At 54.9% G+C, this 20,558-nt stretch carries 16 protein-coding genes; 1 reads left to right on the forward strand and 15 read right to left on the reverse strand.

Translation table 11 applies throughout. The annotated features are described in order from the left end of the window. Positions 1 to 15: 15 nt before the first annotated feature. The 9 genes from gbpA to NG99_RS24130 all read right to left on the reverse strand — a co-directional run bounded on the left by gbpA (position 16) and on the right by NG99_RS24130 (position 10,906). On the reverse strand, positions 16 to 1,449 hold the full coding sequence (gene gbpA, locus NG99_RS24090; protein ID WP_034898646.1) for an N-acetylglucosamine-binding protein GbpA: 1,434 nt from the start codon (positions 1,447 to 1,449) through the stop codon (positions 16 to 18). A gap of 235 nt (positions 1,450 to 1,684) precedes the next feature. Next, the gene (gene phoU / locus NG99_RS24095) at positions 1,685 to 2,419 is read right to left on the reverse strand and encodes a phosphate signaling complex protein PhoU (RefSeq protein WP_034898648.1); all 735 of its coding nucleotides are present in this window, start codon (positions 2,417 to 2,419) and stop codon (positions 1,685 to 1,687) included. 17 nt (positions 2,420 to 2,436) lie between these two features. Further along, a complete protein-coding gene (gene pstB, locus NG99_RS24100; protein WP_034898651.1) occupies positions 2,437 to 3,207 on the reverse strand; it encodes a phosphate ABC transporter ATP-binding protein PstB in 771 nt (256 codons plus the stop codon). 42 nt (positions 3,208 to 3,249) lie between these two features. Then, positions 3,250 to 4,137, reverse strand: coding sequence for a phosphate ABC transporter permease PstA (pstA, locus tag NG99_RS24105; protein ID WP_034898653.1), 888 nt, complete (start codon positions 4,135 to 4,137; stop codon positions 3,250 to 3,252). Then, a complete protein-coding gene (pstC, locus tag NG99_RS24110) occupies positions 4,134 to 5,096 on the reverse strand; it encodes a phosphate ABC transporter permease PstC (protein WP_034898656.1) in 963 nt (320 codons plus the stop codon). Before pstC ends, pstA begins: the two co-directional genes overlap by 4 nt. Positions 5,097 to 5,181: 85 nt before the next feature. Further along, complete coding sequence (gene pstS, locus NG99_RS24115) at positions 5,182 to 6,222, reverse strand: phosphate ABC transporter substrate-binding protein PstS (protein ID WP_034898657.1); 1,041 nt, start codon at positions 6,220 to 6,222, stop codon at positions 5,182 to 5,184. Between the two features lie 139 nt (positions 6,223 to 6,361). Continuing rightward, positions 6,362 to 7,111, reverse strand: coding sequence for an FCD domain-containing protein (locus NG99_RS24120; protein WP_408606436.1), 750 nt, complete (start codon positions 7,109 to 7,111; stop codon positions 6,362 to 6,364). Between the two features lie 90 nt (positions 7,112 to 7,201). Beyond that, the gene (locus NG99_RS24125; protein ID WP_034898664.1) at positions 7,202 to 9,568 is read right to left on the reverse strand and encodes a glycoside hydrolase family 31 protein; all 2,367 of its coding nucleotides are present in this window, start codon (positions 9,566 to 9,568) and stop codon (positions 7,202 to 7,204) included. A 30-nt stretch (positions 9,569 to 9,598) separates the two neighbouring features. Next, positions 9,599 to 10,906, reverse strand: coding sequence for an MFS transporter (locus NG99_RS24130; RefSeq protein ID WP_034898666.1), 1,308 nt, complete (start codon positions 10,904 to 10,906; stop codon positions 9,599 to 9,601). A gap of 317 nt (positions 10,907 to 11,223) precedes the next feature. Here NG99_RS24130 and uxaC point away from each other — a divergent pair, with 317 nt between their 5' ends. Continuing rightward, positions 11,224 to 12,633 (forward strand): glucuronate isomerase, encoded by a 1,410-nt coding sequence (gene uxaC, locus NG99_RS24135; protein WP_034898669.1) that lies wholly within the window; start codon positions 11,224 to 11,226, stop codon positions 12,631 to 12,633. Positions 12,634 to 12,679: 46 nt separating this feature from the next. Here uxaC and glmS read toward each other — a convergent pair whose 3' ends face one another. The 6 genes from glmS to atpA all read right to left on the reverse strand — a co-directional run bounded on the left by glmS (position 12,680) and on the right by atpA (position 20,549). Next, the gene (gene glmS / locus NG99_RS24140) at positions 12,680 to 14,512 is read right to left on the reverse strand and encodes a glutamine--fructose-6-phosphate transaminase (isomerizing) (RefSeq protein ID WP_034898671.1); all 1,833 of its coding nucleotides are present in this window, start codon (positions 14,510 to 14,512) and stop codon (positions 12,680 to 12,682) included. 185 nt (positions 14,513 to 14,697) lie between these two features. Then, a complete protein-coding gene (gene glmU, locus NG99_RS24145; protein WP_034898673.1) occupies positions 14,698 to 16,068 on the reverse strand; it encodes a bifunctional UDP-N-acetylglucosamine diphosphorylase/glucosamine-1-phosphate N-acetyltransferase GlmU in 1,371 nt (456 codons plus the stop codon). A 125-nt stretch (positions 16,069 to 16,193) separates the two neighbouring features. Continuing rightward, complete coding sequence (locus NG99_RS24150) at positions 16,194 to 16,613, reverse strand: F0F1 ATP synthase subunit epsilon (RefSeq protein ID WP_034898675.1); 420 nt, start codon at positions 16,611 to 16,613, stop codon at positions 16,194 to 16,196. Positions 16,614 to 16,637: 24 nt separating this feature from the next. After that, complete coding sequence (gene atpD, locus NG99_RS24155; protein WP_034898676.1) at positions 16,638 to 18,020, reverse strand: F0F1 ATP synthase subunit beta; 1,383 nt, start codon at positions 18,018 to 18,020, stop codon at positions 16,638 to 16,640. 63 nt (positions 18,021 to 18,083) lie between these two features. After that, a complete protein-coding gene (gene atpG, locus NG99_RS24160) occupies positions 18,084 to 18,953 on the reverse strand; it encodes a F0F1 ATP synthase subunit gamma (protein ID WP_034898679.1) in 870 nt (289 codons plus the stop codon). A 54-nt stretch (positions 18,954 to 19,007) separates the two neighbouring features. After that, positions 19,008 to 20,549 carry a F0F1 ATP synthase subunit alpha gene (atpA, locus tag NG99_RS24165; RefSeq protein ID WP_034898680.1) on the reverse strand — a complete coding sequence of 514 codons (1,542 nt, stop codon included), beginning with the start codon at positions 20,547 to 20,549 and terminating at the stop codon, positions 19,008 to 19,010. Positions 20,550 to 20,558 lie beyond the last annotated feature (9 nt).

Raw genomic sequence — 20,558 nt, forward strand, 5'->3', positions numbered from 1 at the left:
GAATCGTGTACAGGGTCAGTTGGTGCCAACGCCTGGTTCAAACTGGTTGGCACTTTTGCTCCACTGCTTACAGTAACCACTGTTCGGGAAAGGCAAACATTCGTAAACCGTCCAGTTACGCGGGTGCATGACGCGGGTACCAGCTTTGTAGCTTGACATATTTGCCGGAAAAACACTCAGATCGTCAACCACTACAGGAGTTGTATTCTCTGCCGTATCTTGTTCAAGCTTAAAGTTAATGCTGTCTGGTTGTAGAATATCGCCATTGGCATTCGTAGCAATAACCTTGAGGATATAATCACCTGGATCAATGCCCTCAAGCTGGATACTCAGCGCCCTGTTTGTGTTGTTCACCTCAGTTTTGAGATATCCCCTGGCCAGTCCGGACTTATCGTAAACTTTTGCTTCAATATTCAGACGACCAGAGACATCAGCGTTAAATTTCACCTCTGATTTACCAGCCATGATTTTTCCAGCGCTGAAATGGGTTAAGGCAATACGTTCCTGAATTGCTGGAGTCTGGGATTCTTTGTAAGAGAGGGCGAAATTTTTCAGCGCAGTCAGATCGCTTCGGATAAATAAGTAGTTATGTCCGAACACCGGTTCAACTGTTTTCGTTGTGCTGTTCATCACGCCAGCCTGGAACAGACCTTGAGATTGCTGGTTGATAACTTCCGCCAGGGCTTTTGACCAGCGATTTTTGTCCGTCAGATCTTTATTACTGATGTAAAGCTGATAATTAAGGCCTTTAATTACGCCATTTTTATCGAAGAAGCTAATTGAAACCGTATCACCGACCTTAAGATCTTTACCGTAAATAACGCCATCGACCTGTTTCCATTCATTCTCAACCGGCGCCTGGTTTTGATCGTTATCCTTACCGCCAAAGTCTACGTCAATAACCTGGTAGAAGCTGTTGGCCGTATCGGCAATACGCCAGACGCCATAAATAACCTGATAGCCAGTACGCTCAGGAACATTACACTCCTGGGTAGTAATATGCTCAGGCACTTTATTATTACCCTGCACGGTACAGAAAGGCGTCAGTTCAAAAGCGCCTCTGGTCAGAGGCTTGTTCGCATCCCAGTCCTGCTTAGTAATGTAATAGGTCCAGCTGGTCGTTTTATGCGGAGCGGTATGGTTCCAGGTAAATTTCTGCTTACCCGCTTTAATCGGGGTTTTCGCCCAGGCATCCATCGACTGGCGATTCAGCTGAGAAAAGGTAGGAATACTTGCGCTGGCCAGTTCACCATCAAGCGGCAGTTTGGTGGAGGGAAAACCGGAACCCTGCTCAACGCTTTGTGGCTCCCAGGTCACATTGCCACAGTCAAGGTTTTGTCCCAGTTTACATTGATAAGCGCGGCTGGCGGGCTCCTGAATATAACCGTGCGCCCAGGCACCGGTAACCGTAAGCGCGGAGACCGCTAATGCCAGAATCTTCAACTTCATAATTTACATTCCCTTTAGTATGAAAAACATCAAACCGGATACGTTCCGGAAAACAGAATGCTCGACGATTTCATCAGGGGATTTCAAATAATACCCTCTTAAGTGCAAAAAAAAGAGGTTTACCTAAGGGAGAGGGATTTACTGGTGAGAGACTTGCTGGAAATCTTTAATTTTACTTGCTTAATTGAGCAATGAATGACGGCAAAGCGGGGTAATTGCTTCGCCGTCACGGCGGTCAGGTCGGATTATTACTGTTATCATCACCTGTTAACAATTTATCGAGTTCGTCACCGCCAACGTGACGGAAATCCTGCCCCTTCACGAAGTAGAAGATAATTTCACAAATATTCTGGCAGCGGTCACCGATACGTTCGATAGCGCGGGCGCAGAACAGTGCGGTTAACACGCTTGGAATAGTGCGTGGATCTTCCATCATATAAGTCATCAGCTGACGCACGATGCCTTCGTATTCCTGGTCGACTTTTTTATCTTCCCGGTAGATTTCAATCGCCGCCGACAGATCCATTCGCGCAAAAGCATCCAGCACGTCGTGCAGCATCTGGATGGTATGGTGTCCCAAAGACTCCAGGCTTACCAGCAGCGGCTGATGGCTCTGACCAAATTTTTCCAGCGCCGTGCGGCTGATTTTTTCGGCCACGTCGCCAATGCGTTCCAGTTCTGAGATGGTTTTGATGATCGCCATCACCAGACGCAGATCGCTGGCGGTGGGCTGACGTTTGGCGATGATGCGCACGCAGGCTTCATCAATCGACACTTCCATCATGTTGACCTTCTGGTCACCGTCGATCACCTGCTTCGCCAGCTCGCCGTCCTGGTTGTGCATCGCGGTGATGGCATCCATCAACTGCTGCTCAACCAGCCCGCCCATAGTCATGACCTGGGTACGGATATGCTCCAGCTCGGCGTTAAACTGCCCGGAGATATGTTTATTCAGATTCAGGTTATCCATCGTATTCTCCAGTCAACTCAACCGTAGCGGCCGGTAATGTAGTCTTCAGTTTGCTTCTGGTGCGGCTTGGTGAACAGCGTGTCAGTATCGCTAAATTCTATCAGTTCGCCCAGATACATAAATGCCGTGTGATCGGAGCAGCGTGCAGCCTGCTGCATGTTGTGCGTCACGATAACTACGGTGTAATCCTGCTTCAGTTCGGTGATCAACTCTTCAATGCGACCGGTAGAAATAGGGTCCAGCGCCGAGCAAGGCTCGTCCAGCAGCAGAACTTCCGGGCGGATGGCAATGCCACGAGCGATGCACAGGCGCTGCTGCTGCCCACCAGAAAGACTGTAACCGCTCTGGTGCAGCTTATCTTTGGTTTCCGTCCACAGCGCGGCTTTGGTCAACGCCCACTGCACGCGTTCGTCCATATCCGCACGAGAAAGCTTTTCGAACAGGCGCACGCCAAAGGCAATGTTGTCATAGATCGACATCGGGAAAGGCGTGGGTTTCTGGAAAACCATCCCCACGCGAGCACGCAGCAGAGCAATGTCCTGGTTAGCGGTCAGAATATTTTCGCCATCCAGCAGGATCTCGCCTTCCGCGCGCTGCTCAGGATAAAGCGAGAACATTTTATTAAAGGTACGCAGCAGCGTGGACTTGCCGCAGCCTGACGGGCCGATAAACGCGGTCACCTGATTTTTCGCGATATCCAGGTTGATGTTTTTCAGCGCGTGAAATTTCCCATAATAGAAGTTCAAATCACGAACCTGAATCATCTTGCTTGTAGTGTTGTCAACCATTCTTTATCTCGCTAATTGCGCCGCCGCAGCCGCGCTTATCAATTAATGTTTGCTTCTGGCGAAAACTACGCGCGCCAGAATATTCAGCAATAGCACGCAGACAGTAATCAGCAGCACGCCCGCCCAGGCCAGACTCTGCCATTCGGAGAACGGACTCATGGCGAATTTAAAGATGGTCACCGGCAGGTTAGCCAACGGCTGCATCATGTCGGTGCTCCAGAACTGGTTGGAGAGCGACGTGAACAGCAGCGGGGCCGTTTCTCCGGCGATGCGGGCAATCGCCAGCAGTACGCCGGTCAGAATCCCCGACACGGAAGCTTTCAGCGTGATAGCAGAGATCATCTTCCACTTCGGCGTACCCAGCGCATAGGCCGCCTCACGCAGGCTGTCCGGCACCAGTTTCAGCATGTTTTCCGTGGTGCGGATAACAATTGGAATTTGCAGCAGCGCCAGCGCAATCACGCCGGCCCAGCCAGAGAAGTGCTGCATCTGAGCCACCACGAGAGTGTAAACAAACAGCCCAACCACAATCGACGGCGCGGACAGCAGGATATCGTTAATAAAGCGAATCACCTCGGCCAGCCAGGATTTGCGGCCATACTCCGCCAGATAAATCCCCGCCATAATCCCCAGCGGTGTACCGAACACGGTCGCCCAGAGGATCAGCAGGCCGCTGCCCGCAATGGCGTTCGCCAGACCGCCACCAGCCGTATTGGGCGGCGGCGTATTCTCGGTGAACAGCGACAGCGTCATGCCGTCCAGACCGCGCGTGACGGTAGCAAAGAGGATCCACACCAGCCAGAACAGGCCAAAGGCCATCGTCATCAGCGACAGAGCCAGCGCAATGCGGTTTTTCATCCGACGCCACGCCTGCATTTTGCGGCGCGACGCTTCCAGTTCAGCGCGAGCCTGCATTTCCATGGTGGTCATGAGCGCGCTCCTTCACTTTTCGCCAGGCGTAATATCATCAGTTTTGAGCAGGCCAGGACAATAAAGGTAATCACAAACAGGATCAGCCCCAGCTCCATCAGGGCGGCGGTATGCACACCTGATTCCGCTTCAGCAAATTCGTTGGCCAGCGCCGAGGTGATACTGTTGCCCGGCATAAACAGAGAGGCGCTGTCGAGCTGGTAGGTGTTACCGATGATAAAGGTCACCGCCATGGTTTCACCAAGCGCACGGCCGAGTCCCAGCATGACGCCGCCAATCACGCCGTTTTTGGTGAACGGCAGTACAACCCGCCAGATCACTTCCCACGTAGTGCAGCCAATGCCGTAAGCCGATTCTTTCATCATTACCGGCGTTTGTTCGAACACATCGCGCATCACCGAGGCGATGTAAGGGATAATCATGATGGCAAGGATAATACCGGCGGCCAGAATACCAATACCAAATGCCGGACCGGAGAACAGCGCGCCGACAATGGGAACATTCGCCATCAGGTCGCCCAGCGGGGTCTGGAACCAGGTTGCAAACAGCGGGGCAAAGATAAACAGGCCCCACATGCCGTAGACAATGCTGGGGATCGCCGCCAGCAGCTCAATCGCCGTACCCAGCGGGCGGCGCAGCCAGCCAGGCGCCAGTTCAGTCAGGAACAGGGCAATGCCGAAGCTAACGGGCACGGCAATGATCAGGGCAATAACAGAGGTCACGATAGTCCCATAAATCGGAACCAGCGCACCAAATTGTTCGTTGGGGGCATCCCAGGTTTTGGTCCACAGGAACGAGAAACCAAACTTCTGCATGCTGGGCCAGGATGAAAAAATCAGCGAAACAATAATGCCGCCGAGCAGAAATAGCACAATCAGCGCGGCCAGTTTTACCAGCGCACTGAAGATGATGTCACCCTGCTTACCGGGAGCTTTGAATGTAGGCTTGCTTGCAGCCATAGCGTTCTCGATGTTGAAAGTGTAGGGACGGCACTGAAGTGCCGCCCGATGGCACGGGCCGGAACGAACCGGCCCCTACAACAGCTTAGTACAGGGCTTTACCTGAGCTGTCTTTCACGTTGGTTTTCCAGGCGGCGCGAATCTGTTCAACTACAGAGTCTGGCAGTGAGGCGTAGTCCAGGCTGTTAGTGGTTTTGCCACCGTTTTTGTAAGCCCAGTCAAAGAACTTCAGCACAGCAGCGCCTTTCTCAGCGTTAGCCTGCTCTTTCTGCACCAGGATGAAGGTGGTAGAACTGATTGGCCAGGCGTTGTCGCCTTTCTGATAAGTCAGGTCCTGGGCGAAAGATTCGCTCCAGTTTGCGCCTTTCGCGGCATAGCTGAAGCTTTGTTCGCTTGGAGAAACGGCTTTACCATCCGCATCCAGCAGTTTGGTGTACGCCAGGCCATTCTGCTTGGCATAAGCGTATTCTACATAGCCGATTGAGCCAGGCAGACGCTGAACGAAGGCTGCCACGCCGTCGTTACCTTTACCGCCCAGACCGACAGGCCAGTTAACGGTGTTGCCTTTACCAATTTTGCTGTTCCAGTCGCTGTTTACCTTCGCCAGGTAGCTGGTGAAGACGAAAGAGGTGCCTGAACCGTCAGCGCGGCGAACCACGTTGATGTTGGAGTCCGGCAGCTTAACGCCGGGGTTCAGTTTGGTGATGGCTGGGTCATTCCATTTTTTGACATTGCCGAGGTAGATATCCCCCACCGTTTTACCGTCCAGCGTCAGTTCACCAGATTTGATGCCGGGGATATTAACCGCCAGCACTACGCCACCGATCACGGTAGGGAACTGGAACAGACCATTTTTTTGCAGATCTTCATCTTTCATCGGCGCATCGGAAGCCCCGAAATCAACAGTTTTAGCGATGATTTGCTTCACGCCGCCGGAGGAACCAATGCCCTGATAGTTAATTTGCGCGCCGGTAGCAGTGTTGTAGTCAGCAGCCCATTTGTTATAAACAGGTGCCGGGAAGGTTCCACCAGCGCCAGTCAGGTTAGTGGCTGCGAAAGCAGAAACCGCGCTCAATGACAGAGCAACCGCTACACATTGAGCCAGAGATTTTTGCATCAGTGTCATGTTCCCTCCAGGGGATTTCAAGTCAGGCTTTATGCCGTTTTAACAGGAATACTCATTGCTGCTGGAGGCAAAATAGGACAGTTTGATGACAGTAAAATGTACGCTATGTGACAGTTTTATGACGGCGGACGTATTTCACTCAGGGGGTAACGCGGATAGGCCAGGAGCCGAAAAGATAGCCATCAAATTCAGGGGCATCAACATCAGACAAAGCCATCAGGCGCTGCTTTACGTTTTCCAGATGCGTCCACATCGCCAGCTTGGCGGCGGCGGCATCTTTCTTTTGTAGTGCGGCCAGGATGAGCTGATGATCCTTAAGCCACTCACGGCGATACTCTTTACTGGAAATCCGTTCATGCAGCTGTTGCCACATCGGATTGTTTTCCCGGTTGGCCCAGCACTGCTTCCACATTTCCGTCAGCATATTATTGTGCGTGGCTTCGACAATGGCGAGATGAAAAAGCTTGTCGCCATCCTCACCACCGCCAAATTCAATGTCGTTGATTTCGGCCTCAAGCGCAGCACGCATCTTCTTTATGTCGACGGGCGTGACCTGAAGCGCGGCAAATTCGGCAATATTGCTCTCTAAAAGTTGTCGGGCCTGCAACAGTTCGAACGGACCAATCAGAGAAGCCCGACCGTCAGGTTGCCGTTCGTCAGGCACGGCGATCACATAGATCCCCGACCCTTTGCGCACCTCAACGAAGCCTTCAATTTCCAGCATGATCAGCGCTTCACGAACCACCGAGCGCCCCACGCCCACCAGTTCGGCAATATCGCGCTCGGGCGGCAGGCGGGTGCCAATGGCATATTTTCCTGAATGAAGCTCTTCCTTAAGGTATTCACCCACTTCCCTGTATTGACGCTTAACCTCAACGCTCATAGCCACTGCCCCAGTATGGAAATACTGCCTGTGATAGTAGGAAAATGCTGAAGATCGGTCAACCAGTACGCCACGCTGGTTGACAGGTCTGATGGCTCAGGGCAGCGTCCAGCGTTGCTGACGCTCTCCATTGATGGTCAGCGCGCGAGTTTCGCCAGCGGGGAGCTGAATCTCCAGCGTTTGCCACGCAGGACGATAGTTACCGCGAACGCTGAACGCAATGTTGATGCACTGCGCATCGCTGCTCACCGTCCAGCTTAGCCATAGCGCCTCTTCACGCTGCCAGCCCCAGCTTTCTCCATCATCTTCAAACAGCATCCCCGACTCTTTCGCTATGCCCGGCGCAGGGAACAGCAGCAGCGTACGCTGGTCGTCAGTCGCGTTATCAATGTGCCCAACGCGGCTTGCATGAGGCAGCACGGCGCCTCCCCTGACCATCAGCGGTAGCCTTTCCAGCGGAGCCTCTACCACGATGGTCTGGCCGCCTTTGTGCCACTTACCGCTGTGGTAGTCATACCATCCTGTAGCGTTCTCCGGTAGGTAGATCGCCCGCTCACGCTGCTCAGGCTCCACCACGCTGGCCACCAGCAGATCGCGGCCCAGCATAAAATCGTCCGTCTCGGCAAAGGTGCGGGGATCGTGCTCATGGTCGAGGAACGTTGGGCGCAGCATCGGCTCGTCGTCCTGGCTGGCCTGCCACAACAGCGTGTAAAGATAGGGCATCAGCCGGTAGCGCAGCGCCATCGCTTCCCGGATAGCCGGGGTGAATTCCGGGTACATCCAGGGTTCGTTCACCGTGCGATCGTCATTCCATGAGTGGATAGTGAAGCGCGGGTGCATGACGCCATTCTGTACCCAGCGTACAAACAGTTCCGGGTCAGGCTTCAGACCGGAGAAGCCACCCACGTCATGCCCGACGTTATACAGGCCGGAGAGGCTCATCCCCACGCCCATGCGGGTGTTATAGCGCAGCGTCTGCCAGCTGGTGCGGTTATCGCCGCTCCAGGTTTGCACATAGCGCTGCATACCCGCGCAGCCGGAGCGAGAGATCAGGAACGGGCGCTTTTCCGGCGCAAACCGCTGCTGGGCTTCCATCGAGGCGCGCATCATCAGTAGCGGCATCACCGGGCGGATCAGTTTGATTGGCAATGGCTGACCGAACCCGTGACAGCGCGCCTCTCCATCCCAGACTTCGTATTCATTATTGTCGTTCCAGGTGGAATCAATCCCCTTTTCCAGCAGCTGGCTGGTGACGTTTTCCTGCCACCAGGCGACGGCCGCCGGGTTGGTGAAGTCGAGATGAGAGCCTTCATCATCCCAGAAAACCGAGCGTTCAGGCGCGTCTGACTCGGAATCACGGATAAACAGGCCCTGCTGCGCCACTTCGTTGTAGCGTGGATGGTCCTGTAGCAGGCAAGGTTTGATATTCGCCGCCAGCTTCATGCCAGCCTGATGAAACGCGCCGCTCATCACGGTCGGCTGCGGCACCTTGTCATAGTTCCAGTTAAATACGTAGCGCTTGTCATTAATGGAGGTATAGCCGGACGAGAGCTGGAAGGAGTCACAGGGAATGGCATGTTCCTGGCACAGCGAGATAAAGTTCATCAGCTGATTCTGCGCGTCCGGCGCGTCGGTGTAATGCATGGTGGAGCCGCTATAGCCCAGGCTCCATTTCGGGCCAAACAGCATTTTTCCGGTCAGGCGGACAAAGGCTTTGGTCACATCAAGCACTTTTGGCCCGAGGAACAGGTAATAGTCCAGGTCGCCAGCTTCAGCCTGATAGCGGCGGTAGGGCAGATGGTAATTGTCCAGCTCATTGCCTAAATCAAGCTGCGTGGTGCTGAGGTTGTCATAAAACAGCCCGAAGCTGACCGGATCGCGGCGCGTCAGGGTAAACGGAATATGCTTGTAGAGCGGATCGGTCGAGGCGGCGCTATAGCCCATCGCGTCCAGGTTACGCATTTCAAAACGGCGCCCGGTGCGGTTCAGATCGCCAGCCTTCTCACCCAGGCCGTAATAGTTGTCCTCACTGTAACGACGCTGGTAGTGCGCCACGCCGTCGCCGTGAGCGTTTAACAGGTAGGCTCCGGTCGGACGGTCGGCGCAAAGCGGCTGCCACCCTGCCGTCTCTGAAAGATATTCCCACTCCAGCCACAGCGGCTGATGGAGGGTAACCCGCAGACGTTCGGTGGTGACCACCAGCCTGCCGTCCTGCTGCTCACACTGATAGCCCGGCAGGGAGAACCCTTCGCAGCTTTCCCGCAAACGCCCTTGCCACGGGACATCCTGCTCCGGCGCAATGCTCCAGGTGCGATCCAGCGCCAGCTCTCCCCGCTGCTTAATCAGCACCCTGCACAGGCCCTCTTCCAGCACGAACAGGCGAAACAGGTGTTGGCCATCAACGCACAGCTCAACAAATTCGGCGGTTTTCTGCTGTAACACCCAGTTCTTCAATGTTTTCATCGTTTACTCTTCACGTTAACTGTCTGAACATCAGGCCGGGCGCGTTTTACTACGGCGTTCGGCGATAAAGGCGACGAGGAATACGGCACCAATAAGATCAAAAAAGCCCATCGCCACAAACAGCGGATTAAATCCGATGGTGTCGGCGGTGACGCCAATCAGTAGCGAGAACAGGAAGCTGGCGATCCAGGCAAACGAGCCGCGCATTCCGTTTACCGTCGCCATCTGCCCTTTATCAAAGGATTCAACGACCAGCGCGCTCAACATGCAGGAGATCACCTGGTGACCGAAACCGCCGATGGAGATCAAAATGATGGTGATATAGGGGTCTTTGGTGAGCGCTACCACCGCCAGCGACAGCATCAGGAAGGCTCCGGTAACGGAGCTGGCTACCACCGAGTTCACCAGCGAACAGCCAAACAGGCGAGTATAAAGTTTGGTCAGATAGCCGCTGGCGACGCTGCCGAGGTCGGCAGCCAGAAACGGCAGCCAGGCAAACATAGCGATCTGTTTTAAATCCATCCCGCGTTCGTTAGCCAGGTAAAGCGGCACCCAGAAGCTCAGCACCGCCCAGGCAGGCTCCGCCATAAAGGCTGGAATGGCAATGCCGTAGAAACGTTTATTTTTGGAGACGCTCTTCAACGCTTTGAAGAAGGGAAGCCTGACCGCGTCCGGCTCATTGTCCTGCTTGATTAAAGCCAGCTCGTCTTTATCCAGCCGGGGATGATTTTCCGGTGAGTGATAGAACAGCCACCACAGAATAACCCACAGCAGCGCCAGTACCCCGGAGAAGAAAAAGGCGCCCTGCCAGCCCCAGTACAGGTGCGTAAAGTAGATGATCGGCGGCGCCAGCATCGCGCCGATCGAAAAGCCGACGCCAGCCCAGCCAGCCGCAATGGGCCGCTCTTTTTTCGGAAACCATTCGCCAATGGTTTTGGCATTTGCCGGGGTGGCGGCGGCCTCCGCTGCGCCCATAAAAAAGCGCAGGATAGCCAGGTGCATCCAGCTTCCCGCACCGGCATGCAGCAGGCTGACAATCGCCCAGATCCCGGCACAGATAGCAAACCCCAACTTGAGGCCAATAACATCAATCAGCCAGCCGCACAGCGGCTGAAAGAGGGTGTAGGCAAGCTGGAAGGCCCCGACAATCCACGAATACTGCTCGGTGGTGATCCCCAGGCTGGCTTTTAACTCGGGGGCAAGAATGCCCAGCGAGTTGCGGGTCAGATAGTTTACCGTCACGCCAAGCAGGAACAGCACCAGAATCCACCAGCGTAACTTTTTGATTTTCCTTTTACTACCCACCGCTTGTTGTGCACTATTTGCAGCCAGGCTCATCGCTTATCTCCTGTCGAAAGAGGTAACAGCGGGGTTCAGTCTCAGACTCAAAAAGCCAGATTTCCGATCGACACCATCACCCTGGTTGCCTGCATCTTGCGGATAAGGTGAAAAAGTGGTCAACATAAAAAGTACAGATGAGTGATATCACTCACAACAATAGCCACTATTGGTCGACCAAAACCAAATATTGGTGTTTTATGAAGGTTAACCCTCTTTATGCGAACATTTAATGAGCGAATGCGCGCCTTATCGCAGAAAGTGGTCAACCAAATACCCTGCCATCCCCGGCGGACTGGCGAAACGGAGCGTACTCAATGACGGCTTTTATGGGTGAAGATTTCTTACTGCGCAGCGACGCCGCACGCGAGCTTTATCATCGCTATGCGGCCGACATGCCCATCTACGACTATCACTGCCACCTTAATCCGCAGGATATTGCTGAAGACCGCCAGTTTGAGAACCTCAGTCAGATCTGGCTGGAAGGCGATCACTACAAATGGCGGGCGCTGCGCGCGGCAGGCGTGGCGGAGTCCCTGATTACCGGCGACGCCAGCGATTACGATAAATACCTTGCCTGGGCGCAAACCGTACCAAAAACGCTGGGCAATCCGCTCTATCACTGGACGCATCTGGAACTCAGGCGGCCGTTCGGCCTGACCGGACAGCTATTTAATCCTGAGACCGCCGAACCTGTCTGGCAGCGCTGTAAAGAGATGCTGAGCACGCCTGAATTCTCCGCGCGTGGGATCATGCGGCAAATGAAGGTGAAAATGGTGGGCACCACCGACGATCCCGTTAGCGACCTTGGTTATCATCGCCAGATAGCTAACGACGCCACGTTTGATGTCGCCGTGCTGCCAAGCTGGCGTCCTGACCGGGCGTTTAAAATCGAGCTGGATGGCTTCCCCGCCTATATTGACCTGCTGGCGGAAGCGGCAGAGTGCGAGATTACCGGCTGGGAAAGCCTGCTCAGCGCGCTGACGCGGCGCCTGGACCACTTTGATGCGCACGGCTGCCGCGCCGCGGATCATGGCATTGAGGTGGTTCGCTTTACGCCCATACCTACAGAAGCCACCCTGAGCCGCCTGCTGGCGCGTCGGCTGGCCGGGCAACAGCTGGATGAAACCGAAATTGCAGGCTTCACCACCGCGCTGCTGGTGTGGCTGGGCCAGCAATACGCGAAGCGTGGTTGGGTGATGCAGTATCATATCGGCGCGCTACGCAACACTAACAGCCGCATGTTTAAACTTATCGGTGCGGATACCGGCTTTGATTCGATCGGCGATCGGCCTTACGCCAGAGAACTGTCGCAGCTGCTGGATGCGATGGACCAGACCGACGAGCTGCCAAAAACGATCCTCTACTGCCTGAACCCGCGCGATAACGAGACCATCGCCTCGCTTACCGGCAATTTTCAGGGAGGCGGCATCGCCGGTAAGATCCAGTTTGGCTCCGGCTGGTGGTACAACGATCAGAAGGACGGGATGCAGCGCCAGCTTGAGCAGCTCTCGCAGCTCGGCCTGCTGAGCCAGTTCGTCGGGATGCTGACGGATTCCAGAAGCTTCCTTTCCTATACCCGACACGAGTACTTCCGCCGCATTCTATGCAATATGCTGGGCGAGGGGATGGAACAGGGCGAAATCCCGTACGAAACAGAGTGGATTGGAGAGATGGTGCAGAACATCGCTTATCACAACGCGCAGAGGTACTTCGCCAGGGCATGATTCGAAAGAGTTGCCTGGCTAAATCGCCAGGCAACTTTTAAAGGTCTTATTCCACCGTCACTGACTTCGCCAGGTTACGCGGCTGGTCAACGTCGGTGCCCTTAATCAGCGCGACATGGTATGACAGCATCTGAAGCGGGACGGTGTAAAAGATCGGGGCGATAATCTCTTCCACATGCGGCAGAGGCACGATCCGCATCCCTTCAGAGTTGCTGAAGCCCGCATCCTGGTCGGCAAACACATACAGCAGGCCGCCACGCGCGCGCACTTCCTCGATGTTCGACTTCAGTTTTTCCAGCAGCTCATTGTTCGGCGCTACCACAATCACCGGCATATCGGCATCGATCAGCGCCAGAGGGCCATGCTTCAGCTCACCCGCCGCATAAGCTTCTGCATGAATGTAAGAAATCTCTTTCAGCTTCAGCGCCCCTTCCATCGCAATCGGATACTGATCGCCACGGCCGAGGAACAGCGCATGATGCTTGTCGGAGAAATCTTCGGCCAGCGCTTCGATTAGCTTATCCTGCGACAGCATCTGCTCAATCCGGCTTGGCAGAGCCTGCAGGCCGTGCACGATGTCGTGCTCAACCTGGCGATCCATGCCCTTCAGGCGGCCTACTTTAGCCACCAGCATCAGCAGCACGGTCAGCTGGGTGGTGAAGGCTTTTGTCGAGGCTACGCCGATTTCGGTGCCCGCTTTGGTCATCAGCGCCAGATCCGACTCACGTACCAGCGAAGAACCGGCAACGTTACAGACCGCCAGCGAGCCGAGATAGCCCAGCTCTTTCGACAGGCGCAGCGCGGCCAGCGTATCCGCCGTTTCGCCCGACTGAGAGAGGGTGATCAGCAGGCTGTTTTTGCGCACGGCCGATTTACGGTAGCGAAATTCAGAGGCAATCTCCACGTCGCAGGGAACGTTAGCCAGCGCCTCGAACCAGTAGCGCGAAACCATACCGGAGTTGTAGGAGGTTCCGCAGGCGACGATCTGGATGTGTTCAACCTGTTTAAGCAGCTCGTTAGCCTGAGGGCCCAGCTCGGAGAGATCGACCTCACCATGACTGAAACGCCCGCTAAGGGTGTTTTTGATCGCCATCGGCTGCTCGTAAATCTCTTTCTGCATGTAGTGACGGTACTGACCTTTATCGCCCGCATCGTACTGGACGTTAGATTCGATTTCGCTGCGCTGCACCTGCTCGCCCTGGCGATTAACAATCGTCACGTCACGGCGGGTTATCTCCGCAATATCGCCTTCTTCGAGGTAGATAAAGCGGCGGGTAACCGGCAGCAAAGCCAGCTGGTCGGAGGCGATGAAGTTCTCACCGACGCCGCGGCCAATCACCAGCGGGCTGCCAGAACGGGCGGCCACCAGCACGGAGGGATCGCGGCTGTCCATGATCACCATGCCATAGGCACCGCGCAGCTGAGGGATAACCCTCAACACCACATCACGCAGCGAACCACCCTGCTGTTTTTGCTCCCAGTGAACGAGGTGAGCAACAACTTCGGTATCGGTTTCTGAAGCAAACTTGTAGCCACGTTCAATCAGCAGTTCGCGCAGCGGCTCGTGGTTTTCAATAATGCCGTTATGCACGATGATGATGTGTTCAGAGATATGGGGATGCGCATTAGCCTCAGAAGGCTCGCCGTGCGTTGCCCAGCGGGTGTGCGCAATGCCCGTTCCGCCGACCGGCGGGGTGGCTTCCGCCGCTTCCGCCAGCATGGCTACTTTCCCCAGGCGGCGCAGGCGCGTGACCTGACCTTCTGCGGTAACCACTGCCACACCGGCAGAGTCATAGCCCCGATATTCGAGGCGGCGTAACCCTTCAAGCAAAATTTCAGCAATATCACGCTGGGCTACTGCACCAACAATTCCACACATAGTTTTATTCCTGACGTTATGGCCACGGGGGCCATTAACTTTGTCTTCTGACCTGATTAGCCCGGATTGCTCCGGTTCCCCGAGCCTTTGTAGAGAGTGGGGATTATATTTATGACTGCCTTTACGGGAGGGATGGATCCCTCCTCAGAATAATTTAGCGGCGGCCTGAGCCGCCCGGTTAATGCTTACTTCTTCTTCTGCGGCCGCTGCCAGCCTGTTTTCAGATTCTGGTCCTTGCGGTTATAAACCAGCCCTTCGGCAGCCACGTCTTTCATCACCGTGGTGCCTGCGGCAATGGTAGCGCCAGCAGCCACCGAAACTGGCGCAACCAGTTGGGTATCCGAACCGACAAAAACGTCGTCGCCGATCACCGTCAGCGACTTATTCACGCCGTCGTAATTACAGGTGATGGTGCCGGCACCGATATTGACGTTCGCGCCAATTTTCGCATCGCCCAGATAGCTCAGATGCCCGGCTTTCGAACCTTTACCCAGCGAAGCCTTTTTCATTTCAACAAAGTTGCCAACGTGCGCGCCTTCCGCCAGCTGCGTGCCCGGACGCAGGCGGGCAAACGGCCCTACCGTGCAGGCCACAGACAGCTCAGCATCTTCCAGCACGCTGTAAGGGCTGATTTCACAATCATCGCCAATCGTACAGTTTTTCAGAATACAGCCGCTGCCGATTTTTACCCGATCGCCCAGAGTGACCTTGCCTTCGAGGATCACGTTGATATCGATCTCAACGTCTCGCCCGTGGGTCAGATCACCACGCAGATCGAAACGAGAGGGATCTTTTAACATCACGCCAGCCAGCAGTAACCTCTCAGCCTGTTCGCTTTGATACACGCGCTCCAGCGTCGCTAGCTGAAGGCGATTGTTAACGCCGTCTGTTTCCGTAGAGCGGGCAGGATGCACCGCTTCTGTCACGCGGCCTTCCTGGTGAGCGAGAGCAATAATATCGGTGATGTAATATTCGCCCTGCGCGTTGTCGTTGGTCAGCTTGCCCAGCCAGCGCTTAAGGTCAGCGCCGTTAGCCAGCAAAATGCCGGTATTGATCTCGGTAATGGCTAACTGGGCAGGCGAAGCATCTTTCTGCTCGATAATCCCCACCACGGAGCCATTTTCACGAAGGATACGACCATACCCGGTTGGATCATCCAGTATCACCGTCAGCAGCGCTATACCGCCCTGGGGTTTGACGCTGCGCAGACGCTGGAGGGTTTCCACAGAGATTAGCGGTACGTCGCCATACAGCATCAAAATGTCTTCATCGTCGGCGAAGAAAGGGGCCGCCTGCTGCATCGCATGGCCAGTGCCCTTCTGCTCGGCCTGCAATATCCAACTGAGCGCCGGGTCCGTCAGCGTTGATTTCAGCAAATCGCCGCCGTGGCCATAAACCAGGTGAACCTTATCAGCGCCAAGCATATTAGCGGCATCAATGACGTGTTGCACCATCGGCTTTCCAGCCAGACGGTGCAGCACTTTCGGCAGGTCGGAGTACATGCGGGTTCCCTTGCCGGCGGCAAGGATCACCACGCTCATTGCGCTGGTAGACATAGACATCCTGAAGTTCTGTTATCAATCGGAAGTAAAGCGGTTTCACCGTGAAAATACTACATTTTTCTCGGCAAAAAAAATGCCAGTCAGTTTCCTGACTGGCATTTCTGCGGATTAAACCTGAGTTACATCGCTTTTTTGGTCAACTCGATCACGCGCAGTTTGGCGATCGCTTTAGCCAGTTCAGCCGACGCAGTTGCAAAGTCCACATCACCGTGAGAGCTGTTCATGTGCTCTTCGGCTTTGCGCTTCGCTTCCAGCGCACGAGCCTCGTCGAGGTCGGTGCCGCGGATCGCCGTGTCGGCCAGCACGGTGACCGCGCCAGGCTGCACTTCAAGCAGGCCGCCGGAGAGATAAATATACTCTTCGTCGCCCTTCTCTTTCACGATGCGAACCATACCAGGTTTAATGGCGGTCAGCAGCGGGGCGTGACCAGGGAAAATCCCCAGCTCGCCTTCGCTACCTGACACCTGGATTTTCTGCACTGTACCAGCGAACATCTGCTGTTCTGCGCTGACAACGTCCAGGTGATAAGTCATAGCCATAGTTAACCTCCAGAGAAACCGTAATTACAGTTTCTTCGCTTTTTCCACGGCTTCTTCGATGGAACCTACCATGTAGAAAGCCTGCTCTGGCATATGGTCGAATTCACCTTCCATGATGCCTTTAAAGCCACGGATGGTATCTTTCAGCGACACATACTTGCCTGGCGAACCGGTGAAGACTTCTGCCACGAAGAACGGCTGGGACAGGAAGCGCTGCATCTTACGAGAGCGTGCTACCACCAGTTTGTCTTCTTCAGACAGTTCGTCCATACCGAGGATGGCGATGATGTCTTTCAGTTCCTGATAACGCTGCAGCAGGGACTGCACGCCACGAGCGGTATCGTAGTGCTCCTGGCCAACAACCAGTGGATCCAGCTGACGGCTGGTGGAATCCAGTGGGTCAACCGCTGGGTAGATACCCAGAGAAGCGATCTGGCGGCTCAGAACCACGGTTGCATCAAGGTGCGCAAAGGTGGTAGCTGGTGATGGGTCAGTCAAGTCATCCGCAGGGACGTAAACGGCCTGTACGGAGGTGATTGAACCGGTCTTGGTAGAGGTGATACGTTCCTGCAGAACGCCCATCTCTTCCGCCAGCGTTGGCTGATAACCTACCGCAGAAGGCATACGACCCAGCAGTGCGGATACTTCCGTACCAGCCAGGGTGTAACGGTAGATGTTATCGATGAACAGCAGAACGTCACGACCTTCGTCACGGAACTTCTCAGCCATAGTCAGACCGGTAAGCGCTACGCGCAGGCGGTTTCCTGGTGGCTCATTCATCTGGCCATAAACCAGAGAAACTTTATCGATAACGTTAGAGTCGGTCATTTCGTGATAGAAGTCGTTCCCTTCACGGGTACGCTCGCCCACGCCGGCAAATACCGAGAAACCTGAGTGCTCAGCCGCGATGTTACGGATCAGCTCCATCATGTTAACGGTTTTACCCACGCCCGCACCACCGAACAGACCGACTTTACCGCCCTTAGCGAACGGACACATCAGGTCGATAACCTTGATGCCGGTTTCCAGCAGCTCTTGCGAGTTTGACTGATCTTCGTAAGAAGGGGCTGCACGGTGAATCGCCCAGCGCTCTTCTTCGCCGATGTCGCCTTTCATATCGATTGGCTCACCCAGCACGTTCATGATACGGCCAAGCGTTGCCACACCGACTGGCACTTCAATTGGGTGCTCAAGGTCAGTGGCTTCCAGACCGCGCTTCAGGCCGTCTGAAGACCCCATGGCGATGGTACGAACCACGCCACCGCCCAGCTGCTGCTGGACTTCCAGCACCAGACGAGCATCACCATTTTTAACCTCAAGGGCGCTGTACACTTGTGGTACTGCGTCCTGAGGGAACTCGACGTCCACCACGGCGCCGATTACCTGGACAATCTTTCCAGTAGCCATCTTGAATCCTCTACCTAATTCGTTTATACCCCGCCGGCGTACAGGCTGGCAGGGTATACCTGGTTAAACCGCGGAGGCCCCACCGACAATCTCGGTAAGTTCCTGGGTGATGCTGGCCTGACGAGCCTTGTTGTAGACCAACTGCAGCTCTTTGATCAGGTTTCCGCCGTTGTCGGTCGCCGCTTTCATCGCCACCATACGTGCGGCCTGCTCGCTGGCCAGGTTCTCTACAACACCCTGGTAAACCTGAGACTCGACGTAGCGACGCAGTAATGTGTCCAGCAGCGCTTTCGGATCCGGCTCATACAGATAATCCCAGGTACTCTTCTTCACCACGCCTTCGTCTTCGTCTGCTGGCGGTAACGGCAGCAGCTGAGCGATTTGTGGCGTCTGGGACATGGTGTTGATAAATTTGTTGCCGACAATAAACAGCTTGTCGAGACGACCTTCGTCATAGGCTTGCAGCATCACTTTCACTGGGCCAATCAGATCGGACAGAGAGGGTTTATCTCCCATGCCGGTCACCTGGGCAACCACGTTGCCGCCGACAGAGCTGAAGAATGACAGGCCTTTGGAACCGATAATCGCGAGATCGCTCTCAACGCCTTTATCAGACCAGCCTTTCATATCAGCCAGCAATTTTTTGAACAGGTTAATGTTCAAACCACCACAAAGCCCGCGGTCGGTAGATACGACCAGATAGCCAACGCGCTTAACGTCACGCTCTTCCAGGTAAGGGTGCTTGTACTCCAGATTCCCTAACGCAATGTGACCAATCACTTTGCGCATGGTCTCTGCATAAGGACGGCTGGCCGCCATGCGTTCTTGCGATTTACGCATTTTAGAGGCAGCGACCATTTCCATCGCTTTGGTGATCTTCTGCGTGTTCTGGACGCTTCCGATCTTACTACGTATCTCTTTTGCGCCGGCCATAAGCTTCTCCTCAAAGCCTTGCGGCCTGCCCCCGAAGGAACAAGCCGCCAGACATTACCAGGACTGGGTTTTCTTAAACGTTTCGAGGAGGCCTTTCAGCTTCTCTTCGATTTCGCCGTTATAGTTACCAGACTGGTTGATTTCAGCCATCAGCTCAGCGTGATCGCGATCCGCAAAAGCCAGCAGCGCCGCTTCGAAGCTACCGATTTTCGCCAGTTCAACGTCATTCAGGAAGCCACGCTCGGCCGCAAACAGCACCAGACCCTGCTGCGCTACGGACATCGGCGCATACTGTTTCTGTTTCAGCAATTCGGTCACTTTCTGACCGTGGCTCAGCTGTTTACGGGTTGCTTCGTCCAGATCGGAAGCGAACTGAGAGAACGCCGCCAGTTCACGATACTGCGCCAGCGCGGTACGGATACCACCGGACAGTTTCTTGATGATCTTGGTCTGAGCAGCACCACCAACGCGGGATACCGAAATACCAGGGTTAACCGCCGGACGAATACCGGAGTTAAACAGGTTGGTTTCCAGGAAGATCTGACCATCGGTAATCGAGATTACGTTAGTCGGAACGAACGCGGAAACGTCGCCAGCCTGAGTTTCGATGATCGGCAGCGCGGTCAGTGAACCGGTTTTCCCTTTCACTTCACCGTTGGTGAAACGCTCAACGTAGTCGGCGCTCACGCGGGAAGCACGCTCCAGCAGGCGAGAGTGGAGGTAGAACACGTCGCCAGGGAACGCTTCACGACCCGGTGGACGACGCAGCAGCAGGGAAACCTGACGGTAAGCAACAGCCTGTTTAGACAGGTCATCGTAAACGATCAGCGCATCTTCGCCGCGGTCGCGGAAGTATTCGCCCATTGCGCAACCGGCATACGGCGCCAGGTATTGCAGCGCAGCAGATTCAGAAGCGGTAGCCACCACCACGATGGTGTTAGCCAGCGCGTTGTGCTCTTCCAGTTTGCGAACCACGTTAGCGATAGTCGACGCTTTCTGACCGATAGCGACGTACACACACTTGATGCCGGAATCGCGCTGGTTGATGATCGCATCGATCGCCATTGCGGTTTTACCGGTCTGACGGTCACCGATGATCAGCTCACGCTGGCCGCGGCCGATTGGAATCATCGCATCGACTGACTTGTAGCCAGTCTGTACAGGCTGGTCAACGGACTGGCGATCGATAACGCCCGGTGCAATCACTTCGATTGGCGAGAAGCCATCGTTGTCGATTGCGCCTTTACCGTCGATAGGCGCACCCAGGGTGTTCACCACGCGGCCTAACAGGCCACGGCCAACCGGCACTTCAAGAATACGGCCAGTACACTTAACTTTCATGCCTTCGGCAAGGTCAGCGTATGGGCCCATTACCACGGCGCCAACGGAGTCGCGCTCCAGGTTCAGTGCGATGGCGTAACGGTTGCCCGGCAGGGCAATCATCTCACCCTGCATAACATCGGCCAGGCCGTTTACGCGGATGATACCGTCACTGACGGAAACAATAGTACCTTCATTGTGAGCTTCGCTCACTACATTGAACTGAGCAATGCGCTGCTTGATCAGTTCGCTGATTTCGGTGGAATTCAGTTGCATATGCTCCAG

Origin of the sequence: Erwinia typographi (assembly GCF_000773975.1) — a bacterium.
In the GTDB taxonomy this organism is placed as follows: Bacteria; Pseudomonadota; Gammaproteobacteria; order Enterobacterales; family Enterobacteriaceae; genus Erwinia; species Erwinia typographi.